The following is a 21,136-nucleotide window of genomic DNA, read 5'->3' as shown; positions in this document are numbered from 1 at the left end:
CTTCGCCAGTCCGGATCACCAGAATTCGGACTTGCGGGGTGCACAAGGACTTGGGAGGCGCACAGCGGATGCCGGGGCAGACCCCGGATCCGGGAGCGGATGCGGATGCGGGACCTACAGCCGTTCGATGATCGTGGCGTTCGCCATGCCGCCGCCCTCGCACATGGTCTGCAGTCCGTAGCGGCCGCCGGTGGCCTCGAGGTGGTCGACGAGCGTGCCGAGCAGGCGGGTGCCGGACGATCCGAGGGCGTGTCCCAGGGCGATGGCACCTCCGCGAGGGTTGAGCTTCTCGGCATCCGCTCCGACCTCGGCCGCCCAGGCCAGGGGAACCGATGCGAACGCCTCGTTGACCTCGTAGGCGTCGAGGTCGTCGATCGAGAGCCCGGCGCGTTCGAGGATCCGCCGCGTCGCGGGGATCGGCCCCGTCAGCATCATCAGCGGATCGTCGCCGACGACCGCGAACGCGTGGAACCGTGCACGCGGGGTCAGTCCCAGCTGCTCCGCACGCTCCGCGCTCATGAGCAGCGCCGCCGACGCACCGTCGGTCAGGGGTGAGGAGTTCCCAGGGCTGATCCGCCAGTCGACGTCGGGGAAGCGGGCGGCCAGCGCATCCGTGCGGAATGCCGGGTGCAGCCCTGCCAGGCCCTCCGCGGTCGTGCCCGCGCGGACGGTCTCGTCGGCGACGGCATCCGGAGCCTCGGCGACCGGGATCACCGTGCGTCCGAAGAAGCCCTCGTGCCAGGCCGCGGCCGCGCGGCGGTGCGACTCGGCCGCGTAGGCGTCGAGTGCGGCGCGGTCGAGACCCCACTGCTGCGCGATCAGCTCGGCGGAGACGCCCTGGTTCACGAGCCCGTCGGGGTAGCGCTCGCGCAGGCGCGGCGACATCGGGCTGCCCCCGGCGGCCGAGGAGCCGAGCGGCACCCTGCTCATCGACTCGACACCGCCCACGATCACGGCGTCGTACGCTCCGGCGATGATGCCCTGGGCGGCGAAGTGCACGGCCTGCTGACTCGACCCGCACTGCCGGTCGATCGTCGTCGCGGGGATGGTCTCGTCGAAGCCCGCGGCGAGCACCGCCTGCCTGGCGATGTTCGAGGACTGGTCGCCGACCTGACTGACGCAGCCGAGGAGCACGTCGTCGATCTGGCGCGACTCGAGCCCGCTGCGCTGAAGGATCGCGGCGAGCGCACCCGCCGCGAGATCGACGGGATGCACGTCGGACAGCGCTCCTCCCGGCTTGCCGCGCCCGACGGGCGTGCGGACGACATCGATCAGGACGGCTTCGCTGCGCGTGCTCATGGGTCCTATTCTCACCCCGGGAGCGGAGCGAGGGACGGATGCCGCTGCGCTGCGCTGCGCTGCGGCGCGGTACGGCGCCCTGCGCTGCACCGCGGTACGCCAGCCGCGGCCATGGGCGCCCGCGAAGGCCGAATTCCCGGCATCCGGCCTTCCGGGGCGCACGGCATCCCGCGTCTGGCATCCGGGCTCCGGGCTCCGAGCTCATGCGTCCGGCATCCGACATCCGACATCCGGCATCCGGCATCCGGCATCCGGCGCAGGCGTCCGAGGTCCGGCATCCGGCATCCGGCGTCCGACATCCGGCGTCCGGGCTCCGGCATCCGGCGTCCGGCGTCCGACATCCGGCATCCGACATCCGGCATCCGGCATCCGTCCTCATGCGCGCCGTCAGAACCTCGGAGGCGGCCTTCGCGTGCGGCGAAAACGGACGGCGACCCCCGGCATCCGAAATACAATCGATCACGCGCCCGCACCCCGGCGCATCCCCACCGTCGAGGCGCCCGCGATCCGGGCCCACCGCTCCATCTGAGGACCGCCATGTCCAGCGAACCCATCACCGTCTCCATCCGCCGCGAGGTCGACCCCGAGCATGTGGCCGCCGCCACCGCCTGGGTGCAGACCGGGGTGAATCTCGCCCACCGGTATCCGGGCTTCCTGGGCTCAGGATGGGTGCGAGACGGCGAAGATTCGCACGTCTGGCACATGCTCTACCGGTTCTCGGACGAGAAGTCGCTGATCGCCTGGGAGCAGTCCGGCGAGCGGGAGTGGTGGAAGTCGACCGGCGAGCAGTTCGTGCGCAGCGAGCGCGTGCGCCGCCGCACCGGCATCGAGGGCTGGTTCGACGAGCCGACCACCGACACGATCACCCTGCCCCGCGCGGACGGGTCCACGACCACGGTCGCGATGGTCAGCTCTCCGCCGCGGTGGAAGCAGGCCGTGTCGATCTGGCTCGGATTCTTCCCGCTGAACCTCGCCTTCACCTATGCCCTGAGCCCGGTGCCGGGGTGGAACGAACTGCCGATCTGGCTGCGAGTCCTGGCGACGACCGTGGTGCTCACGCCGATCATGACCTACTGGGTGCTGCCCTGGGTCACCCGGACGCTCCGCCACTGGCTCAACCGCTGAGGCTCGGTCGCCTCTGGCTCAATCGCTGAGGCTCGGTCGCCACTACCGCATCGGGTCTGCCGCACCTGCCGTGTGTGTGCGTCCGTGAGGTGCGCGATCCGTTCTTCGCGTGGATCCGCGAGACGCGTGCGTCCGTGAGGTGCGCATCCGTCCGTCGTGTGCGTTCGCCGCGCGAGCGGCTGCACATCTGTGAGGCCGCGGCAGTGCATCTGTGCGGGGTCACTACTGCATCCGAATCGGGCGTTTCCGATGCGAAACTGACCCCGCACCGGGTGCTGGATGCGAAACTGACCCCGCATCGGATGACGGGCGCGACCGCCCGACCCTCAGAGGTCGGCGACGGCGGCGCGCAGCGCCTTCTCCACGGCCGCGACCCCGTCGGACAACGGACCCGGTCGACGCACGAGGTGCAGCGTGTTGATCGGCGGATCCTCGGTGGGTCGCAGGTCGACGAGTCTGCCATCGGCGAGTTCATCGGCGATCAGGTAGGTCGGCAGAGCGGTGACGCCCGCGCCGGCGGCGGCAGCGGCCGCGAGCGCGCGAAGGTCGGGAAAGACGAGAGCCGGTACCCGGTCGAGACGGATGCCGAACACGTGGCGCCAGTATCGTCGGACGATCGGCACGTCGCGGTCGTATGCCAGGAGAGGCACGTGCGCGAGCGCATCCGGCGAGAGGGCCGGCGACGGATCGAGGCGCAGCGTCGGAGAGGCGACGAGCACGAACTCCTCGTCGAACAGCGGCATACTCGGCAGCGTCCGTCCGCGAGGACGCACGGCGGAGATCACGAGGTCGAGGCTGCCGACCCTCAGCTGATCGAGCAGACCGTCGGCCAGGCCCGCGGTCACCGCGAGCCGCAGTCCGCCGGCCACGGCACTCGCGAGAGCCGGGGCTGCGACGGCGGCCAGGAACTCCCCCGCCCCGCCCAGGCGCACGACCGGCGGTTCGAGGTCCGGGCGGGTGCCCAGAGCATCCGCCAGCGCGTCGAGCGGGCCCGAGAGCCGCGCGGCGAGTTCGTCGGCTCGGGGCGTCGGGCGGATGCCGCGGGCATGACGCACGAACAGCGGCTCGCCGACGCTCGCCTCCAGCGCCTGCAATTGCGTCGTCACCGACGACTGCGCGAGTCCGAGCGTGCGCGCCGCCGCCGACACAGAGCCCGATCGGTGCGCGACGAGGAAGGTGCGCCACAGCCCCAGGTCCTGCAATCCATCGACATTCCGATTGCTCATATCGGCAATCTATCGGAATCGTTCGATACGGCAGTCCGTTGTCCCGGATATCGCATCCGCACGGCATCCGTCGTCCGAACCTTGGGAGCATCCATGTCATCCGTCCTCTTCGTCGTCACCGGCGCCCGCACCTGGACCCTGTCCGACGGCACCGAGCACCCCACCGGCTACTGGGCCGAAGAGCTGCTCGCCCCCTATCGTCTGCTCACCGCCGCCGGGCACGACGTGGTGTTCGCGACACCGGGCGGCGTCGAGCCGGTCGCCGATGCGTCGAGCCTCGGCGATGGGGATGCCGCGGCACTCGCGCGGATCCCGGGACTCAGCACTCCTCAGGTGCTCGCCGACGTCGATGTCGCCGACTACGCGGCGGTCTACTACCCGGGCGGCCACGGGCCGATGCAGGACCTCGCCGTGGATGCGGACTCCGCCGCGCTCATCTCGGCGACCGTCTCGGCGGGACGTCCACTGGCCGCGGTGTGCCACGGCCTCGCGGCTCTGCTGCCCGCACGCGACGCCGCGGGCCAGCCGCTCGTCGCCGGACGGCGCATCACCGGATTCTCCGACGAGGAAGAGCGGATCGGCGGCCTCGCTGACCGCGCGCCGTTCCTGCTCGAGACCTCGCTGCGCGAGCTCGGCGCCGACGTCGACGTGACCGACCCGTGGAGCGATCACACGATCGTCGACGGACTGCTCATCACCGGCCAGAACCCGCAGTCATCCGCATCCGCCGCCCAGGCCCTGATCGCGGCGCTCGCCTGAGCGAAGGGGCGGTGCGTCGCGGGGTCGGTCGCGGTCGCTGTGCGCACCCGTCGCCCGTCGTGCGACCCGCCCCCTCCCTCGGTGCGGGGTCACTTTCGCACCCGAAACGCACGTTTCGAGTGCGCTTTCGACCCCGCACCGTCCGCACGGTGCGAAACTGACCCCGCAGCGCGGTGCGGGCGTCCTCGAGATCGGCACCCGGCGGGTGGAGGCGGTCGCACGGCACACCCGCTCGCTCACCGTTCTCCTCGGTGCGGGGTCACTTTCGCACCGCAAACGCACGTTTAGGATGCGCTGTTGACCCCGCACCGAATACCCGGTGCGAAACCGACCCCGCACGGAGCCAGCGCCCGGGACCGTCAGACGGCGGAGATCAGCCAGGATGCGGCGTGCGCCGCCCCGGGCGCGAGCACGACCACGTCCGTCCCGGAGTTGAAGGCATCCGGCGGACAGGTCATCGGCTCGACCGCCAGACCGATGCGATGGATCGCGTCGATGCCCGGGTTGTCGGCCGTATGCACCTGCACCCACGGGCAGCGCTCGTCGAACCTCATCGCGACGCCGGTTCCGGCATCCGACACGAGCCGCACCTCCGCGACCCCGTCCTCGCGCGCGAGACCCGTGAACGCGTGATCGATGAACACGTCGCCGATCCGGCGCGCGGCCCGGAAGTCCCACTCCGGATGCTCCGACACCCCTTCGAGCGCGACCGGACTCAGCCGGTCGGGCGTCACGGTCAGCACCTCGGATGCCGGGAGCGTCAGCGTCCAGTCATCCACTCCGCCCGCCCCGGCGACCAGGTACGGGTGCGGACCGGTGCCCCAGGGCGCGGCATCCGTCCCGAGGTTGTGCGCGGTCACGGTCTGGCGCAGGCCGTCGGCATCGAGACGGTACTCGGTCTCGACCTCCACCCGGAACGGATAGCCGGTCTGCGGCTCGATCACGGCGGCGAGCACGACCCGGTCGTCGAGGATCAGCCGGTCGGAGAACTCGGCCCACGCGAGGAGGCCGTGCAGCGCCTGTCCCCGCCCGGGTTCGGTGAGGGCCAGCCGATGCTCGACCCCGCCGAACCGGTAGCGCCCGTCGACGATGCGATTCGGCCACGGCGCGAGCGTCGTACCGCGGTATCCCGGTCGCACCTCGTCGGCGTCGAACGGCACGACGAGGTCGCGCCCCTCGAAGGTGAGCGTGCGCAACGACGCGCCGACGCTCGCGATCGCCGCTTCGTACCCGTGCCCGGCGATGCGCAGCTGCCGTCCGGACCGCGGCTGCACCGCGTGCGTCATCACAGTCCCTGTGCGAGTCGGTAGTACGCCTGGTTCCAGCGCACCTGCTTCTGGAACTCGGGCAGGGTGGTGCTGTCGTCGATCACGAGCAGCTCGACCTCGGCCATCTCGGCGAAGTCGCGGAAGGCCTCGAGCCCGACGGCCGTCGACATCACGGTGTGGTGCGCAGCACCGGCGGTCAACCAGGCGGCGGCCGAGGTGGTGAAGTCGGGCTGCGGCTTCCACACGGCGCGGCCGACCGGCAGCTTCGGCAGCGACTGACGCGGCGGCACGTTCTCGACCACGTTGGCGGTGAGACGGAACCGGTCGCGCATGTCGCTGAGTGCGACGACGATCGCAGGTCCAGGGTCGGCGGTGAAGACCAGGCGCACCGGGTCGTCCTTACCGCCGATGCCGAGCGGGTGGATCTCGAGCGTCGGCTTGGCGGTCGTGAGCGACGGCGAGACCTCGAGCATGTGCGCCCCGAGGATCAGCTCGTCGCCGGGAGTCATGTCGTAGGTGTAGTCCTCCATGAGGCTCGCGCCCCCGGGCAGTCCCGCGCCCATGACGTTCGCGACCCGCACCAGGATCGCGGTCTTCCAGTCGCCCTCGGCGCCGAAGCCGTAGCCCTCGGCCATGAGGCGCTGCACCGCGAGACCCGGCAGCTGCTTCAGCGCGCCGAGGTCTTCGAACGAGGTCGTGAAGGCGCCGAATCCGCCCTCCTCGAGGAACGAGCGCAGGCCGATCTCGATCGCGGCGCCGTCACGCAGCGACTGGTGGCGGTCGCCACCGCGGCGAAGTTCCGGCACGACCTCGTAGAGCTCCTCGTACTCGGCCACGAGGGCGTCGATCTCGGAGTCGGATGCCGCCGCGACCGCATCCGCCAGGTCGTTCACGCCCCATGTGTTGACCTGCACGCCGAAGCGCAGCTCGGCCTCGGTCTTGTCGCCCTCGGTGACCGCGACGTAGCGCATGTTGTCGCCGAAGCGGGCGAGCTTGAGCGAGCGGGATGCCGCGAGTCCGGCCGCCGCACGCTGCCACGTCGCGACCTCCTGCCGCACCCGCGGATCGCTCGCGTGGCCGACGATCGTCTTGCGGGGCACGCCGAGACGCGTCTGGATGTAGCCGAACTCGCGGTCGCCGTGCGCCGCCTGGTTGAGGTTCATGAAGTCGAAGTCGATGTCCGCCCACGGCAACTCGACGTTCGCCTGCGTGTGCAGGTGCGCGAGCGGCTTCTGCAGCGCGTCGAGACCGGCGATCCACATCTTCGCGGGGCTGAACGTGTGCATCCACGCGATCAGTCCGATGACCCGATCGTCGGCGTTCGCCTCGAGCGCCGTGCGCTTTATGGCTGCGGCATCCGTCAGCACCGGCTTCCAGACGACCTTCACCGGCACCTCGCCGGCCTCGTCGAGGATGCGCGCGATCTCCTGCGACTGGTCGGCGACCTGCGCGAGCGTCTCGGGGCCGTACAGGTGCTGACTGCCGGTGAGGAACCAGACCTCGTAGCCGTCGAGCGAGGTGGAGAGCGGGGTGCGGGTCATGAGGGGTCCTTCGGTGTTCCGGTGTCGACGTGGGGAGTTCGCGTGGGAGTTCAGAGGGCGGTGGTCGCGGCGGCTTCGATGGCGAGGCCTGCGCGGTAGCGGTCGAGGTACGCAGCGAAGCCGGCGACGTCGTCGGGGTCGGGCTCGGCGACGGCGAGGGATGCCGAGGCGAACACCTGTTCATCGAGATAGGTGCCGAGGGAGACCGTGTCGGCGTGCGCCAGGTACGACGCGAGCACCGCGATCCCCCACGCTCCGCCCTCGGAGGCGAGTTCGCCGACCGCGACCGGAGCGCCGAGCGCCCCGGCGAGGAATCGCTGCGCGACCCCGGCGGTGCGGAACATGCCACCGTGCGCGAACATCCGGTCGAGCTCGACGCCCTCGGCGGCGAGCACCTGCATCCCCAGCGCGAGGGTGCCGAACACGCCGTAGAGCTGCGAGCGCATGAAGTTCGCGAGCGTGAAGGCGCTGTCCGGAGTGCGCACGAACAGCGGGCGCCCCTCGGTGAGACCCGCGATGGGCTCACCGGCGAGATGGTTGTAGGCCAGCAGGCCGCCGGCATCCGCTTCGCCGTCGAGGGCCTCGCGGAAGAGCGCGTCGAACACGGCGTCGTCGCTCAGCGGCTGTCCCGCAGCGGCGGAGAACCTCGTGAACAGGGCCGCCCAGGCGGCCAGCTCGCTCGCGCCGTTGTTGCAGTGCACCATCGCGACGGCGTCGCCCGCCGGGGTGGTCACGAGATCGAGCTCGTGGTGCACCTCGGCAAGGGGCCGCTCGAGCACGACCATCGCGAAGATGCTCGTGCCCGCAGAGACGTTGCCGGTGCGGGGCGCCACCGAGTTGGTCGCCACCATGCCGGTGCCCGCGTCACCCTCGGGCGGACAGAGCGGGATGCCGGGCTTCAGCGCACCGGTCGGGTCGAGCAGTGCCGCGCCCTCGGCCGTGAGCGTTCCGGCGGCGGAGCCTGCGGGCAGGACGGTCGGGAGCAGGTCCTTGGCTGCGGCGGTAAGACGGTCGGCGGCGAGGGCGTCGTAGGCCTGCAGCATCCGCTCGTCGTAGTCGCCGGTGGCCGAATCGATCGGGAACATCCCGGAGGCGTCGCCGACTCCGAGCACCCGCTCGCCCGTCAGCCGCGTGTGCACGTAGCCCGCGAGGGTGGTGACGAAGTCGAGTTGCGGGACGTGCGCCTCGCCGTCGAGCACCGCCTGGTGCAGGTGCGCGATCGACCAGCGCAGCGGGATGTTGACCCCCAGCAGCTCGGTCAGCTCGGATGCCGCGGCGCCCGTGGTCGTGTTGCGCCAGGTGCGGAACGGCGTGAGCAGCTCGCCCTGCGCGTCGAAGGCGAGGTAGCCGTGCATCATCGCCGAGATGCCGATCGCCGCGAAGGTCTCAGGGCGGACGCCATGACGCTCGTGCGCGTCGGCGACGAGGGCGGCGTAGGCCGCCTGCAGGCCCGACCAGACCTCGTCGATCGCGTACGTCCAGAGGCCGTTCTCGAGGCGGTTCTCCCAGGCGAACGATCCCGTGGCGAGCACCTCGGTGGCATCCGACCCGATCAGACAGGCCTTGATCCGGGTGGAGCCGAGCTCGATGCCCAGGCTCGCGCGGCCGGCGAGGAGGTCGTCGCGGGCGGTGGTGCCGGTCGTGTCGGTGCTGGTCGTGTCGCTCATCGTCGGGCGTCCGAGTTCTGTCCGTAGACGTTCTGGTAGCGGTCGAAGAGGCTGTCGATCGCCTCCTGCGGGATCGGGATCAGCGGGCCGGCCTCCCGGGCGTGGTGCACGGTGCGGGCGACGTCCTCGACCATGACGGCGGCCTTCACGGCATCCTTCGCGTCGACTCCGATCGTGAAGGGCCCGTGGTTCTGCATCAGCACGGCGCGGCTGCGATGTCCGGTGAGCGTCTGCACGATGCCGCGGCCGATCGAGTCGTCGCCGATGATCGCGAAAGGGCCGATCGGGATCGGGCCGCCGAACTCGTCCGCCATCGCGGTGATGACGCATGGGATCTCCTCGCCACGTGCGGCCCAGGCGACGGCGAACGTCGAGTGGGTGTGCACCACGCCGCCGACGTGCGGCATGTGGCGGTAGACGTAGGCGTGTGCGGCGGTGTCGCTCGAGGGCGAGCGATCGCTGCCGGGAGTGCCGGGGATCACGGCGCCGTCGAGGTCGCAGAGGATCATGTTCTCGGGGGTCAGGTCGTCGTAGCTCACGCCGGACGGCTTGATCACGAACAGATCCGCTCCGGGGACCCGGCCGGATACGTTGCCGCCGGTCCAGACGACCAGTCCGTAGCGGACGAGCTCGCCGTGCAGGCGCGCGACGTCCTCGCGGACGGCCTGGATGGACGCGGCGATCTCGTCGGAGAAGGCGGGGGCTTCGTTGCTCACGGGTAACCTCAGGGTCGGCGGTGGTCACTGTGACCGGTCACAGCAGTGTGTCATGGGGGCATGGGAGCGGTCAAGGGACCGGTGCCGATGGGCGGGCGTTCACAACTCAGCACGACCCGAGCGCCAGGCCGCCCGGGCCCCGGAATCACGCGGGCAGTACGGCGGGGTGGAGCCGTCCGTGCTGAGCTGTGAACGCGACCCGCTCCACAACTCCGGAGCAACGGCACCGCGCGCGCGGCGGAGTCACGGGAGCACGCAGATGTCAGCCCGGCGCGGTGGCGCATCTCCGGAGTTGTGGAGCGGAGCGGCACGGCACGGAGCGGCCGGTGCGGCACGGCACGGCGCGGCCGGAGCGGAGCGGCACGGCGGGTCGACGCTGCACCGGCGCCCTAGCGGGGAGGGGCGACCGAGTCGCGCGCCACGAGCACCGGGGCCACGGGAGGAAGGTCGGACGCCGCGGCCCCGGCACTGCCTGCCACTGCCGCCGCCACCGCGCGGCGGGCCGACTCCTCGAAGTCCTGTCGGACGGTGGTGAGCCTCGGCCAGTAGAACGCCGCATCCGGGATGTCGTCGAAGCCGACCACACTGATGTCGCCGGGCACCGACAGCCCCGCCTCGTGCAGGCCGCCGAGCAGTCCCAGCGCCATCTGGTCGTTGGCTGCGAAGACCGCGGTGGCGCCGGATTCCCGCACCGCCTCGACCGCGGCGTAGCCCGAACCCGCCGTCCAGTCGCCCTCGATGACGGGTCCGGCGACGAGTCCGCGCGCGGCGATCTCGGCGGCGAATCCCTCGGCGCGGGACTCGGCCTCCAGCCAGTCGGCGGGACCGGCCAGGTGCGCGATGCGGGTGTGGCCGGCGTCGGCGAGCGCGGCCACCGCGAGCCTCGCCCCCGCCGCCTGGTCGACGGACAGCCCTCTGGCCCCCCGGTCGGCCGCGTGCAGCGTCACCACGGGGACGCCGATGCGCAGCGCGTCGAGGGCTTCGAGGGTGCGGGCGTGCGGCGCGACGACGACGATCCCCTCGACGCCCTGCACGACGAGATGGTCGACGGCGGCGACGACCGCCGCGGCGTCACCGGCATCGGCGAAGGCGGCGCTGAGCCAGTAGCCGGCTTCGCGCGACGAGGCCTCGAGTGCGGCGATGCTCCGTGACGGTCCGTACTGCAGGGCGTCGGAGGCGAGCACCCCGAGGATCCGCGAGCGCCGCGTCCCCAGCGCTCGCGCGGCGTTGTTCATGCGGTAGCCGAGCTCGGTCATCGCGGCGATGACGCGTTCTCGCGTCTCGGCGGCGACCTCCGGATGCTCGTTCAGCACCCGCGAGACGGTCTGTCGGGACACCCCGGCTCGGGCGGCGACCTCCCGCACTCCGACGGCGCGTCGCTGGCCGCTGCTCGTGTCACTCACGCCGACGAGTGTATGCCGAGCGGCCCACCTCGCCCGCCTTCATGCCACTCTGGAGACATGCGCATCGCACTCACCGGATCATCGGGCAAGCTCGGCAGCGTCGTCGCGCAGGAGCTCCGCGCGAACGGCTACGAGGTCATCGGCACGGACGTCGCAGGGCAGCGCGGCCCCGACTTCGTGCAGGTCGATCTGACGGACTACGGCCAGGTCGTCGACGCCCTCACCGCGGTCGGCGACCGCCACGACGGGATCGACGCCGTCGTGCACCTGGGCGCCATCCCCGCGCCGGGCATCCGCAGCGATGTGGCGACGTTCCACAACAACATGCCCGCCACGTTCAATGTGTTCTGGGCGGCGGTGCGCCTCGGCATCCGCCGCATCGTCTACGCGTCGAGCGAGACCGTGCTGGGTCTGCCGTTCGACGTCCCGCCGCCCTACGTCCCCGTCGACGAGGACTATCCGGCCCGGCCCGAATCCGTGTACTCACTGGTCAAGACGCTCGAGGAGCAGCTGGCGACCGAGCTGGTGCGCTGGCACCCCGATCTGTCGATCACCGCGCTGCGATTCTCGAACGTCATGAATCCGGAGGACTACGCGGAGTTCCCGGACTTCGATGCCGATGCGCTGCGCCGCAAGTGGAACCTGTGGGGCTACATCGATGCGCGAGACGGCGCACAGGCCGTGCAGCGTGCGCTCGAGGTCGCGGCTCCCGGGTTCGATCGGTTCATCATCGCGGCGGCAGACACGGTCATGTCCCGCCCGAACGCCGAACTGCTCGCCGAGGTGTTCCCCGACGTCCCGGTCGCCCGCGAGTTCGGTCCGAACGAGACGCTGCTGTCGATCGACAGGGCGCGCCGCATCCTGGGATTCGTCCCGCAGCATTCCTGGCGCGACCACGTCTGACCGGCACCGGGTCTGCGACTGACAAGCACCGGATCAGCACGAGGTCGGCACCGGCATAAGCACCGATCAGCGCCGCGCGATCGTCGATCCGCGGATGACGAGCCGCACCGGCAGGTGGTGCGCGCCCTCGCCGATGTCGATCCCGTCGATCGCGTCGAACACCCGGAGTGCGGCCTGACGTCCCAGCTGCTGCAGGTTCGCATCGATGCTGGTGAGCTCGGGCCTGGCGTTGGTCGCCAGCACCTCCCAGTTGTCGTAGCCGATGACGGCGAGGTCGTCCGGCACCGTCCGGCCGAGGTCCCGGGCCGAGTCGAGCACGCCGCGCGCGATCTGGTCGGATCCGCAGAACACGGCGTCGATCTCGGGATGCCGCTGCAGCAGCAGCGCGGCGGCATCGCGTCCCCAGTGCTCGGTCCACTCCGAGAACATCGGCTCGCCGACGAGTTCGAGCCCGGCCTCCCCCAGCGCCGCCCTCGCTCCGGCGAGCCGGTCCTGGGCTGCGGCGTATGAGGGGTCGCCGGAGATGTGCGCGATCCGGCGCCGTCCGCACGCGAGCAGGTGCTCGATCGCCAGGCGGCCGCCCGCGTAGTTGTCGGGGGTGAGGGAGAGGTCACGCGGATCGTCCGACGGCGCGTAGGCGTAGACGACCGGGACGGGGATCTCCTGTCCGAGCGACGGTCGCGCATCGGTCTGCCGCCCGACCACGATGATCCCGTCGACGCGGCGGCTGAGCAGCTCGCGGAGGTGGTGCTGCTCGCGGATGGCATCGCCGCGCGCATCGCACAGGAAGACGTTGATCCGTCCTGCACCGAACGCATCCTCCGCCCCCATCAGGATCGGGAGCATGAAGCGCCCCTCGAGGTCGCTCGTGAGCAGTCCGACGGTGCCGGTACGCCCCGCGAGCAGCCCCCTCGCCATGGCGTTCGGGGTGAAGGCGAGTTCCTCGGCGATCGCCCGCACCTTGGCGCGGGTCGCGGCGGACACATCCCCGCGGTCGTTCAGAGCCTTGGATGCCGTCGAGATCGACACCCCGGCGCGCGCGGCGACGTCGCCGAGAGTCACAGCCCGTGCGCCAGTCGTATCGCTCATCCCACTCCCTGTTGCTGAAAGGTTATCGGAACGAGGGTTGACGCCCCCGCCACAACCACGCTATACCTTTTCGAAAGGGTTTTCGTAGATTTCGAAAGCCTCGATCTTCACACCCGACGCTGCAGTGTCGAAGCGTCACCCCGCATCCGCTCGAGGACGAGCCCAGAGGAGCCCCCGCCCATGAACACCACCCGCACATCCGCCGCACGTCGAGGGGTCGCCGCGATCATCGCGGCCGGCCTGCTGGTCGGCGGCCTCGCCGCCTGCGCCCCCGCCTCCGACGACGCCGCGTCCGACGAGCCCATCTCCGCCGAGGGCACCGACGACGGCACCACGCTCACGCTGTGGACGCGCGCGCCGATCGAGCGGCAGGCCAAGCTGCTCGTCGAGGCGTACAACGACAGCCACGAGAACCAGGTCGAGCTCACCGTCGTCCCCAACGACGACTATGTCGCCAAGGTCGGCGCCGCGGCCGGCTCCGGAGGCCTTCCGGATCTCTTCGCCGCCGACATCGTCTACGTCCCGAACTGGGCGCAGCAGGGGCTGTTCCAGGACATGTCCGAGCAGATCGACGCCCTGGACTTCAAGGACGACATCAACCAGGGCCACCTCTCGGCCGGCACCGTCGACGGTGCCGAGTACGTGCTGCCGTTCGCCCTCGACCTGTCGATGCTGTTCTGGAACAAGGAGCTGTTCGCCGAGGCGGGCCTCGACCCCGAGAAGGCACCGGCCACGCTCGAGGAGTTCGCCGAGGCCGCCATCGCGGTGCAGGAGCTGAACAAGCCGGACACCTACGGCACGGCCACGGGCCTCAACTGCGGCGGATGCCTCGTCTTCACCTGGTTCCCCTCGATCTGGGCGTCCGGTGACGAGGTCATGAACGACGACGGCACCGAATCGCTGCTCGACGGCGACTCGGCCCAGGCGGTCTACGACACCTGGGCGGGTCTCGAAGAGGCCGGCGCCGTGCTGCCCAGCTCCACCGACGAGGCGGGCCCCACCTGGACCGCGGCCTTCAGCGAGGGCAAGGTCGGCGTGATGCCCTTCCCGGCGACGCTGCTGCCGTCCCTCGAGTTCGACGCAGGAGTGGCCGGCATCCCGGGTGTCGACGGCGGCGTCTCGACGTTCGTCGGCGGCGACGGCATCGGCATCTCGAAGGACTCGAAGAAGGCGGCGCAGGCCTGGAACTTCCTCAACTGGATGATGTCGGAGGAGGCGCAGGTCGAGGTGCTCGCCAAGGACGGCAACGCCGTCTCCCGCGGCGACCTGGCCGACAACGAGTACGCGGCCGCCGACCCGCGACTGGTCACGATCAACGAGGTCGCGGCGCAGGGCGACACCCCGGTGGCGCTCAACTTCCAGCAGGCGTTCAACGCCCCCGGCAGCCCCTGGCTCACTCTGGTGCGCAACGCCGTGCTGAACGGCGAGGATGCCGTGCCGGCCGACAACGAGGAGATCACCGCGATCCTGTCGCAGTGATCCCCGGCCGGGGGCGGCCGCACCGGCCGCCCCCGGCTCCTCCCGCCAGACGCATCTTCGATCGAAAGAGACCCCGATGACCTCGACCGCGCCTCCGCTGCGCCGACGCCGCCCGCGTACCGGCTTCGGCGGGCCCGTGCAGGGATGGCTGTATGCCGCCCCGACCGCGATCTTCGTCGCGCTGCTCTTCATCGTCCCGCTCGTGCTCGTGGTGCAGATGTCGGCCTCGGACTGGCCGCTGCTCAGCGGCAACCGGGGCATCAATTTCCCGGAGAACTACGCGGATGCCGTCACGCACCGCCTCTTCTGGGATTCGATCCGCTTCACCCTGCTCTACACGCTCATCACGACCGTCATCCTGATCGGTCTCGGACTCGGCCTTGCCCTGCTCGTGCAGGAGTCCACCCGCTGGAAGGGTTTCCTGCGCACGGCGTTCCTCATCCCCAGCGCCCTGGGACTGGCATCCGCCTCACTGCTGTTCTACGTGCTGTACTCCCCGATCGCCGGCCCGTTCGCCGGTCTGATGAAGTCCTGGGGCTTCACGTTCCTCGGCACGCCGGAGGGCGCCCTCTGGTCGACGATCTTCCTGATCGTCTGGCGCTACGCCGGCTTCTACATGCTGCTGATGCTCGTCGGCCTGCAGGGCATCCCGGACGACGTGTACGAGGCCGCGCGGATCGACGGCGCGAGCCGCTGGCAGACCTTCCGCGACATCACTGTGCCGCTGCTCAAGCCCACCTTCGCCCTCACCACGGTCATGTGCGTGACCGGATCGCTGCTCGCCTTCGAGCAGTTCTACATCCTCACCAAGGGCGGACCGGACAACAGCACGATGACCGTCGTGCAGCTGATCTACAACGTGGCCTTCCAGGGCCAGAACAGCCTCGGCATCGCCGGAGCCCTCTCGGTGATCGTGCTCCTCGCGCTCATCGTCATCAACGTCTTCCAGCTGCGCGCGTTCCGCCGCCCGGATGACAACTGAGCGGAGAGCTGAGAATCATGTCCCAGACCCTGACGCGCACCATCGTGGCGCCGAACCATCAGCCGACCACTCCGCGGTACCGCTCCAGGGCGGCGCGCGTCGTCTTCGGCATCCCGTACTGGGTGTTCACGACCGCTCTGGCGGTGATCTTCCTCTACCCGCTGATCTGGACCGGGGTGTCGTCGCTGAGCCCGGTCGCCGGCACCAGCCAGACCGACGGCTGGGGTTTCGGCAACTACGCCGCCCTCGGCGAGTACCAGGCCGGCATCTGGGTGTACCTCGGCAACTCGCTGTTCGTCTCGGTGCTCACGGTCGCGCTGACGCTGTTCATCTCGCTGCTCGGCGGCTATGCGTTCGCGCGCTTCTCGTTCCCCGGCAAGAACGCGCTGTTCCTGCTGACCCTCGCGATCCTCATGGTTCCGTACGCGACGCTGCTGATCCCGCTCTACGTGATCCTCAACTCGGTCGGCCTGCAGAACTCCCTCGTCGGGGTCGCGCTCGTGATCACGATGTTCCAGCTGCCGTTCTCGATGTTCATGATGCGCATCTCGTTCGAGTCGATCCCGAAGGAGATGGACGAGGCCGCGATGGTCGACGGATGCTCCAGCTGGGGCGCCCTCTGGCGCGTGCTGCTGCCGGCGGTCAAGCCGGGCCTGGTCACGGTGGGGCTGTTCGCATTCCTCACCGCCTGGAACGACTTCATGGCTCCGCTGATCCTCATCAACGACACCAATCGGATGACGCTGCCGCTCGCGGTGGCGAACCTCCGCGGACAGGTGCAGGGCGTCGTCGACTACGGCGCGACCGAGGCCGGCGTGGTCGTGCTCGCGCTCCCCTGCATCCTGCTCTTCCTGATCCTGCAACGACACTACGTGCGCGGCTTCATGTCCGGCGCCTTCAAGGGATGACCATGTACGACACCACCTCCCCCGCCGCTCCCGTGGTGCCCACCCGCGGACGACTGCGCCCGCTCGGCCTCGACGAGGTGCGCATCACCGGAGGGTTCTGGGGCGACCGCCAGAGCATCAACGGCACCGCGACCCTGTCGCACATCGAGTCCCGCCTGGAGTCCGAGGGGTGGCTGGGCAACTTCGACCTGGCCGCCGCCGGGACTCTCCCGGTCGGCCGACGTGGGCGGGAGTTCGCCGACTCCGAGGTCTACAAGTTCCTCGAGGCGCTCGCCTGGGAGATCGGACGGACGGATGCCGCGGCGGGCGACGAGCTCGAGCAGCGATTCCGCCGCGTGGTCGCCAGGGTCGCCGCGGCGCAGGAGCCGGACGGCTACCTCAACACGATGTTCGGCCGCGAGGGCCAGGCACCGCGGTGGTCCGAGCTGCAGTGGGGGCACGAGCTGTACTGCCTCGGGCACCTCTTCCAGGCGGCCGTCGCCCGGGTGCGCACGCGACCGGAGGCCGACGACGGGCTGATCGACATCGCACGCCGCGCCGCAGACCTCGTGTGCCGCGAATTCGGGCCGGAGGGACGCGACGAGATCTGCGGGCACGCCGAGGTCGAGGCCGGTCTCGCCGAGCTCGGTCGGGCGCTCGGCGAGCAGCGCTACCTCGACCAGGCCGCCCTCTTCGTGGAGCGGCACGGCCGTGGCTCGCTGGGCGACATCGAGTGGGGCCGGAGCTACTTCCAGGACGACGTGCCCGTGCGAGAGGCCGAGGCCCTGCGCGGGCATGCCGTGCGGGCCAACTACCTCTCCGCCGCCGCCGCCGATGTCGCGACCGAGCTCGTCGACGAGACACTGCTCGCAGCGCTCCGCGCGCAGTGGGAGCGCACCGTCGAACGGCGCACCTATGTGACCGGCGGGCAGGGGTCGCATCACCAGGACGAGGCGTTCGGCGACGACTGGGAGCTGCCGCCGGACCGGGCGTACTCCGAGACGTGCGCAGGCATCGGCTCGATCATGTTCTCGTGGCGTCTGCTGCTCGCCACCGGCGAGACGCCGTACGCCGATCTCATCGAGCGCACGCTGTTCAACGTGGTCGCCACCTCGCCGGGCTCCGACGGCCGGTCGTTCTTCTACGCCAACACCCTGCACCAGCGCACACCAGGCACGCCGGCGGATCCGGATGCCACGTCGCCGCGTGCCTCGTCGTCGCTGCGCGCACCCTGGTTCGAGGTGTCGTGCTGCCCGCCGAACGTGGCGCGCACGTTCGCGAGTCTCGCGGCGTACGTCGCGACGGCCGACGACGACGGAGTGCAGCTGCATCAGTACGCGCCCGCATCCGTGCGCACGACCCTGCCCGACGGCCGGGTCGTCGCCTTCGAGGTCGAGACCGGATACCCGGTCGACGGCCGCATCCGCGTGGCGATCGCCGAGGATGCGGAGTTCACACTGACCCTGCGCGTGCCGGACTGGGCCGAGGGTGCGACCGTGCGAGTGCGGACCGGCGGCGAGGAGTCGACGGAGCCGGCGACCCCGGGGACCGTCGTCGTGCGACGTGCCTTCGTGGCCGGCGATGTCGTCGAGCTCGCGCTGCCGATCGTCGCCCGCGTGACGGCGGCGCATCCGATGGTCGATGCGGTGCGCGGCAGCGTCGTGATCGAACGCGGACCCGAGGTCCTGGCCCTCGAATCGACCGATCTCGGCTCCGACGTCGGAGAGGCGGTGGTGGCCGGCGACCCCGTCGAGCACGATGGTCGGGTGGTCCTGCCCGTGCGGCGCCGCTCGACCGGCGACACGGTCGACGCCCCTCTGATCCCGTACCGCGACTGGGCTCGCCGCGGCCCGTCGACCATGCGGGTCTGGATCCCGACGACCTGAGGACCGTCACCCGATGTCCGGGGATCTGCCGTACAATGACGAAATGAGCACTTCTCCACTGAAGGACGCTCGGCTGGAGTTCCGAGTCACCGCCGAGCAGAAGCAGACCATCGAGACGGCTGCGGCACTCGAGGGGCGCACGGTCACGGATTTCTCCGCCGCGGCCCTGGTCGAGCGCGCGAACGAAGTGGTCCAGCGCGAGCGTCAAGTGCGTGTGGATGCCGAGCGCTTCGACGCCTTCTCGAAGATCATGGACCGACCTGCTCGGAGCATCGATGGCCTCCGCGACCTGATGGCCCGCAGGTCTGTCTTCGTTGACTGAGTTCCTGACCCCGCGGCCACTCGCCGCCGGTGACAAGCTGTCGGAGTTCCGCTGCGGAGAAGAGTCCCTCGATATCTGGCTGCGCGGGCGGGCGCGTGGCAACGAGAAGGCCGGAGCCTCGCGCACCATGATCTCTGCGACGACCGACGACCGGATCGCGGGGTACTACTGCCTCTCGGCGAGCGCTCTCGAACGCGGCGACGGGCCGCCCGAGCTCGCAGCGGCGATGCCGACCTCCATTCCCGTGGTGCTCCTCGGCCGACTCGCTGTGGATGAGAACTTCACAGGACTGGGCCTCGGCTATTCGCTGCTGCGACATGCGACGACGAGGGCGTTGGAGGCTGCCGAGACGATCGGCATCCATGCGATCCTCGTCCACGCCCTCAACGACACCGTCGTGCCCTTCTATGAGAAGTTCGGTTTCACGCCCTTTCCCGGTGCGCAGAAGACGCTCTACCTGCTGACGAAAGACGCACGCGCGACCCTGACGGCGTGACCTCCGCTCCCGACTCACCGCGAACGGCCCCCTCTCCGATCGAGAGGGGGCCGTTCGTCGCTGTCGTGCGAAACCCGCGCGCTACTCGCGCCTGCGGGTCACCGCCCGCTGCAGCAGCACGAACACGAGCAGGATGCCGCCGGTGATGATCGTCGTCATCTCGGGCGGGATGCCGCCGTCACGCGTGATGAGCACGTTCATCAGCCCGAGCACCAGGGCCCCGATGACGGAGCCGAGCACGTAGCCGTAGGCGCCGGTGAGCACGGTGCCTCCGATCACGGCGGCGGCGATGGCGTCGAGCTCCCAGCCGATGCCGGTGATGTTCTGGGCCGTGCCGAGCCGCGCGGTGTAGAGCACGGCGGCCAGCCCCGCGAGGGCGCCGCTGATCACGTAGACGAGCACCTTCGTGCGCTGCACCGGGAGTCCCATCAGCAGCGCCGAGCTCTCGGATCCGCCGATCGCGTAGACCGTGCGGCCGGTGCGGGTGCGGTGCAGGACGAAGAACGCCGCGGCCACGACGATCACGGCGACGAGCACGGCGGGGGTGATCACGAGGTCGTTGACCTTGGGACCGTCGATGATCTTCAGCTGCGACCCGATCCAGCGGATGGGCGACTCCTCGCCGAGCCGCTCTGGCTTGGTGCTGAGGAGCGACGCGAGGCCCCGCCCGAGGAACATCATCGCCAGCGTCGCGATGAACGGCTGGACGTTGAAGTACCTGATCAGCACCCCCGACACGATGCCGAAGAGCACGCCGATGCCGATCATCGCGACGATCACGGCGAAGGCGTTCCACCCGGCGTTGGAGAGCATCACCCCGGCGACGGACGAGACGGCGATGATGGATCCCACCGACAGGTCGATGCCCCCGGTGAGGATCACGAACGTCAGGGCGACGGCGAGCACGATGAGGTGCGCGTTGTTGATGAGCAGGTTCGACAGGGTGTTGAACTGCAGGATGCGTCCGTATGCCGCCTCGCCGAAGATCACCATGCCGACGAAGATCACGACCGAGGCGATGGTCGGCAGCACCGACGGGTTCGCCCTGATCAGGCGACGCACGCGGTCGCCGACGCTCTCGGCCGGCCGCACGGGCGGGCTCACGGTCAGGGCGCTCATGCCGACACCTCTTCCTTCTGCAGCAGCTGTTCGACGGGACGGGTCCTGCGGCGCCGGCGGAACCAGCTGCGCACCCGCTGCGACTGCAGCAGGCACAGGACGACGATGACGATGGCCTTGAAGGCCGGGGTCGCCGACGACGAGACGCCGAGGTAGAGCACGGTCTTGTCGAGCGTCGCGATGAGCAGCGCGCCCACGAAGGCGCCGCTGAGCGAGAACTTGCCTCCGGCGAGCGACGCACCTCCGATCACCACGGCGAGGATGGCGTCGAGCTCCAGCTGGTAGCCGGTGCGCGAGATGTCCACCGTCATGACGCTGCCGACCGACATGATCCCGGCGACACCGGCCAGGATGCCGCTGAGGATGTATGCCGTGAGCAGCAGACCCTTGGGCTTGATGCCCGCCATCCGGCTCGCCCGGGGGTTGATGCCGATGGCCTCGATCATGAGCCCGAGCGCACTGCGCCGCACGACCCAGCCGACCGCGATCACGATGAGCACGGCGAGGATGAACACGACCGGGATGCCGATCACGAAGCCGTTCGCGATCCAGCGGAAGGCGTCGTTCGAGGCGGTGGTGTTCTGTCCTCCCGTGATCACCTTCGCGATGCCGCGGCCCGCGAGCATGAGCACGAGCGTGGCGATGAAGGGCTGCAGTCCGACGTACGCGACGAGCAGTCCGTTGACCGCGCCGAGGATGCCGGTGATCACGAGTGCGAGCCCGACGGCGGCGAGCGCCGCCCCGAACGAGTCGCCCGCGGCGCTGAGGAACTCCATCGACACGGCACCGGCGACGGCCATGAGCGAGCCGACGGACAGGTCGATGCCGCCGGTGGCGATCACCAGCGACATCCCGATCGCGATCATCATGATCGGCGCCGCCTGGCGCAGGATGTCGATGAGGTTGCCGACGAGGTTGCCGTTGTTGGGGTTGATCGAGAGCGCGAGGTACGTCGGGTCCTTGATCACG

Annotated in this window: 20 protein-coding genes; 10 read left to right on the top strand and 10 right to left on the bottom strand. The window is 70.2% G+C overall.

Annotated elements, in window-relative coordinates:
- Nucleotides 1-114: 114 nt before the first annotated feature.
- Nucleotides 115-1,299: an acetyl-CoA C-acyltransferase gene (locus ACESK8_RS14280; RefSeq protein WP_372969217.1), complete on the bottom strand. Its 1,185-nt coding sequence runs from the start codon at nucleotides 1,297-1,299 to the stop codon at nucleotides 115-117.
- Here ACESK8_RS14280 and ACESK8_RS14275 point away from each other — a divergent pair.
- Both ACESK8_RS14275 and ACESK8_RS14270 read left to right on the top strand, forming a co-directional pair.
- Complete coding sequence (locus ACESK8_RS14275; protein WP_372969216.1) at nucleotides 1,298-1,828, top strand: hypothetical protein; 531 nt, start codon at nucleotides 1,298-1,300, stop codon at nucleotides 1,826-1,828. The genes ACESK8_RS14280 and ACESK8_RS14275 overlap by 2 nt on opposite strands.
- 8 nt (nucleotides 1,829-1,836) lie before the next feature.
- The gene (locus ACESK8_RS14270) at nucleotides 1,837-2,424 is read left to right on the top strand and encodes an antibiotic biosynthesis monooxygenase (RefSeq protein WP_060928397.1); all 588 of its coding nucleotides are present in this window, start codon (nucleotides 1,837-1,839) and stop codon (nucleotides 2,422-2,424) included.
- Nucleotides 2,425-2,750: 326 nt separating this feature from the next.
- Here ACESK8_RS14270 and ACESK8_RS14265 read toward each other — a convergent pair whose 3' ends face one another.
- Complete coding sequence (locus ACESK8_RS14265; protein ID WP_372969215.1) at nucleotides 2,751-3,650, bottom strand: LysR family transcriptional regulator; 900 nt, start codon at nucleotides 3,648-3,650, stop codon at nucleotides 2,751-2,753.
- A 93-nt stretch (nucleotides 3,651-3,743) separates the two neighbouring features.
- Between ACESK8_RS14265 and ACESK8_RS14260 the strand changes: the two genes are divergently transcribed.
- A complete protein-coding gene (locus ACESK8_RS14260; protein WP_372969214.1) occupies nucleotides 3,744-4,409 on the top strand; it encodes a type 1 glutamine amidotransferase domain-containing protein in 666 nt (221 codons plus the stop codon).
- 359 nt (nucleotides 4,410-4,768) lie between these two features.
- On the opposite strand, the gene ACESK8_RS14255 is transcribed toward ACESK8_RS14260, so the two are convergent.
- The 5 genes from ACESK8_RS14255 to ACESK8_RS14235 form a co-directional block, all read right to left on the bottom strand.
- Complete coding sequence (locus tag ACESK8_RS14255) at nucleotides 4,769-5,695, bottom strand: aldose 1-epimerase family protein (protein WP_372969213.1); 927 nt, start codon at nucleotides 5,693-5,695, stop codon at nucleotides 4,769-4,771.
- The gene (araA, locus tag ACESK8_RS14250; RefSeq protein ID WP_372969212.1) at nucleotides 5,695-7,218 is read right to left on the bottom strand and encodes an L-arabinose isomerase; all 1,524 of its coding nucleotides are present in this window, start codon (nucleotides 7,216-7,218) and stop codon (nucleotides 5,695-5,697) included. The genes ACESK8_RS14255 and araA overlap by 1 nt, the downstream gene beginning before the upstream one ends.
- Before the next feature lie 50 nt (nucleotides 7,219-7,268).
- Nucleotides 7,269-8,885 carry a xylulokinase gene (locus ACESK8_RS14245; RefSeq protein ID WP_372969211.1) on the bottom strand — a complete coding sequence of 539 codons (1,617 nt, stop codon included), beginning with the start codon at nucleotides 8,883-8,885 and terminating at the stop codon, nucleotides 7,269-7,271.
- A complete protein-coding gene (locus ACESK8_RS14240; protein ID WP_372969210.1) occupies nucleotides 8,882-9,601 on the bottom strand; it encodes an L-ribulose-5-phosphate 4-epimerase in 720 nt (239 codons plus the stop codon). The genes ACESK8_RS14245 and ACESK8_RS14240 overlap by 4 nt, the downstream gene beginning before the upstream one ends.
- 389 nt (nucleotides 9,602-9,990) lie before the next feature.
- Nucleotides 9,991-11,004 carry a LacI family DNA-binding transcriptional regulator gene (locus ACESK8_RS14235; protein ID WP_372969209.1) on the bottom strand — a complete coding sequence of 338 codons (1,014 nt, stop codon included), beginning with the start codon at nucleotides 11,002-11,004 and terminating at the stop codon, nucleotides 9,991-9,993.
- A 57-nt stretch (nucleotides 11,005-11,061) separates the two neighbouring features.
- On the opposite strand from ACESK8_RS14235, the gene ACESK8_RS14230 reads away from it, so the two are divergent.
- On the top strand, nucleotides 11,062-11,907 hold the full coding sequence (locus ACESK8_RS14230) for an NAD-dependent epimerase/dehydratase family protein (RefSeq protein WP_372969208.1): 846 nt from the start codon (nucleotides 11,062-11,064) through the stop codon (nucleotides 11,905-11,907).
- Nucleotides 11,908-11,973: 66 nt separating this feature from the next.
- On the opposite strand, the gene ACESK8_RS14225 is transcribed toward ACESK8_RS14230, so the two are convergent.
- The gene (locus ACESK8_RS14225) at nucleotides 11,974-12,996 is read right to left on the bottom strand and encodes a LacI family DNA-binding transcriptional regulator (RefSeq protein WP_372969207.1); all 1,023 of its coding nucleotides are present in this window, start codon (nucleotides 12,994-12,996) and stop codon (nucleotides 11,974-11,976) included.
- A gap of 180 nt (nucleotides 12,997-13,176) precedes the next feature.
- On the opposite strand from ACESK8_RS14225, the gene ACESK8_RS14220 reads away from it, so the two are divergent.
- The 6 genes from ACESK8_RS14220 (at nucleotide 13,177) to ACESK8_RS14195 (ending at nucleotide 19,048) form a co-directional block, all read left to right on the top strand.
- Entirely contained in the window at nucleotides 13,177-14,475 is a 1,299-nt protein-coding gene (locus ACESK8_RS14220) for a sugar ABC transporter substrate-binding protein (RefSeq protein WP_372969206.1), read from the top strand.
- Between the two features lie 76 nt (nucleotides 14,476-14,551).
- Entirely contained in the window at nucleotides 14,552-15,457 is a 906-nt protein-coding gene (locus ACESK8_RS14215; RefSeq protein WP_372969205.1) for a carbohydrate ABC transporter permease, read from the top strand.
- Nucleotides 15,458-15,474: 17 nt separating this feature from the next.
- Nucleotides 15,475-16,365, top strand: a complete 891-nt coding sequence (locus tag ACESK8_RS14210) for a carbohydrate ABC transporter permease (RefSeq protein WP_372969204.1) — start codon at nucleotides 15,475-15,477, stop codon at nucleotides 16,363-16,365.
- A complete protein-coding gene (locus tag ACESK8_RS14205) occupies nucleotides 16,362-18,230 on the top strand; it encodes a glycoside hydrolase family 127 protein (protein WP_372969203.1) in 1,869 nt (622 codons plus the stop codon). The genes ACESK8_RS14210 and ACESK8_RS14205 overlap by 4 nt, the downstream gene beginning before the upstream one ends.
- A gap of 43 nt (nucleotides 18,231-18,273) precedes the next feature.
- Nucleotides 18,274-18,552 (top strand): DUF1778 domain-containing protein, encoded by a 279-nt coding sequence (locus tag ACESK8_RS14200; protein ID WP_372969202.1) that lies wholly within the window; start codon nucleotides 18,274-18,276, stop codon nucleotides 18,550-18,552.
- Nucleotides 18,545-19,048 (top strand): GNAT family N-acetyltransferase, encoded by a 504-nt coding sequence (locus ACESK8_RS14195; protein WP_372969201.1) that lies wholly within the window; start codon nucleotides 18,545-18,547, stop codon nucleotides 19,046-19,048. The genes ACESK8_RS14200 and ACESK8_RS14195 overlap by 8 nt, the downstream gene beginning before the upstream one ends.
- 81 nt (nucleotides 19,049-19,129) lie before the next feature.
- Here ACESK8_RS14195 and ACESK8_RS14190 read toward each other — a convergent pair whose 3' ends face one another.
- Entirely contained in the window at nucleotides 19,130-20,167 is a 1,038-nt protein-coding gene (locus ACESK8_RS14190) for an ABC transporter permease (RefSeq protein WP_372969200.1), read from the bottom strand.
- Nucleotides 20,164-21,136 (bottom strand): ABC transporter permease (locus ACESK8_RS14185; protein WP_372969199.1); only part of this gene is annotated, 973 nt, incomplete at its 5' end. The genes ACESK8_RS14190 and ACESK8_RS14185, both read right to left, overlap by 4 nt.

It is taken from the genome of Microbacterium sp., from assembly GCF_041641055.1.
Taxonomy (GTDB): domain Bacteria; phylum Actinomycetota; class Actinomycetes; order Actinomycetales; family Microbacteriaceae; genus Microbacterium.
The sequence above is the reverse complement of the archived record's forward strand: the minus strand, read 5'-3'. Positions and strand labels throughout refer to the sequence as shown.

Coding starts and splice junctions, on each gene's coding strand:
- ACESK8_RS14215 (WP_372969205.1), top strand. CDS start 14,552: ATGACCTCGACCGCGCCTCCGCTGCGCCGACGCCGCCCGCGTACCGGC.
- ACESK8_RS14275 (WP_372969216.1), top strand. CDS start 1,298: ATGGGTCCTATTCTCACCCCGGGAGCGGAGCGAGGGACGGATGCCGCT.
- ACESK8_RS14280 (WP_372969217.1), bottom strand. CDS start 1,299: ATGAGCACGCGCAGCGAAGCCGTCCTGATCGATGTCGTCCGCACGCCC.
- ACESK8_RS14210 (WP_372969204.1), top strand. CDS start 15,475: ATGTCCCAGACCCTGACGCGCACCATCGTGGCGCCGAACCATCAGCCG.
- ACESK8_RS14205 (WP_372969203.1), top strand. CDS start 16,362: ATGACCATGTACGACACCACCTCCCCCGCCGCTCCCGTGGTGCCCACC.
- ACESK8_RS14260 (WP_372969214.1), top strand. CDS start 3,744: ATGTCATCCGTCCTCTTCGTCGTCACCGGCGCCCGCACCTGGACCCTG.
- ACESK8_RS14220 (WP_372969206.1), top strand. CDS start 13,177: ATGAACACCACCCGCACATCCGCCGCACGTCGAGGGGTCGCCGCGATC.
- ACESK8_RS14255 (WP_372969213.1), bottom strand. CDS start 5,695: ATGACGCACGCGGTGCAGCCGCGGTCCGGACGGCAGCTGCGCATCGCC.
- ACESK8_RS14265 (WP_372969215.1), bottom strand. CDS start 3,650: ATGAGCAATCGGAATGTCGATGGATTGCAGGACCTGGGGCTGTGGCGC.
- ACESK8_RS14230 (WP_372969208.1), top strand. CDS start 11,062: ATGCGCATCGCACTCACCGGATCATCGGGCAAGCTCGGCAGCGTCGTC.
- ACESK8_RS14270 (WP_060928397.1), top strand. CDS start 1,837: ATGTCCAGCGAACCCATCACCGTCTCCATCCGCCGCGAGGTCGACCCC.
- ACESK8_RS14245 (WP_372969211.1), bottom strand. CDS start 8,885: ATGAGCGACACGACCAGCACCGACACGACCGGCACCACCGCCCGCGAC.
- ACESK8_RS14190 (WP_372969200.1), bottom strand. CDS start 20,167: ATGAGCGCCCTGACCGTGAGCCCGCCCGTGCGGCCGGCCGAGAGCGTC.
- ACESK8_RS14200 (WP_372969202.1), top strand. CDS start 18,274: ATGAGCACTTCTCCACTGAAGGACGCTCGGCTGGAGTTCCGAGTCACC.
- ACESK8_RS14225 (WP_372969207.1), bottom strand. CDS start 12,996: ATGAGCGATACGACTGGCGCACGGGCTGTGACTCTCGGCGACGTCGCC.
- araA (WP_372969212.1), bottom strand. CDS start 7,218: ATGACCCGCACCCCGCTCTCCACCTCGCTCGACGGCTACGAGGTCTGG.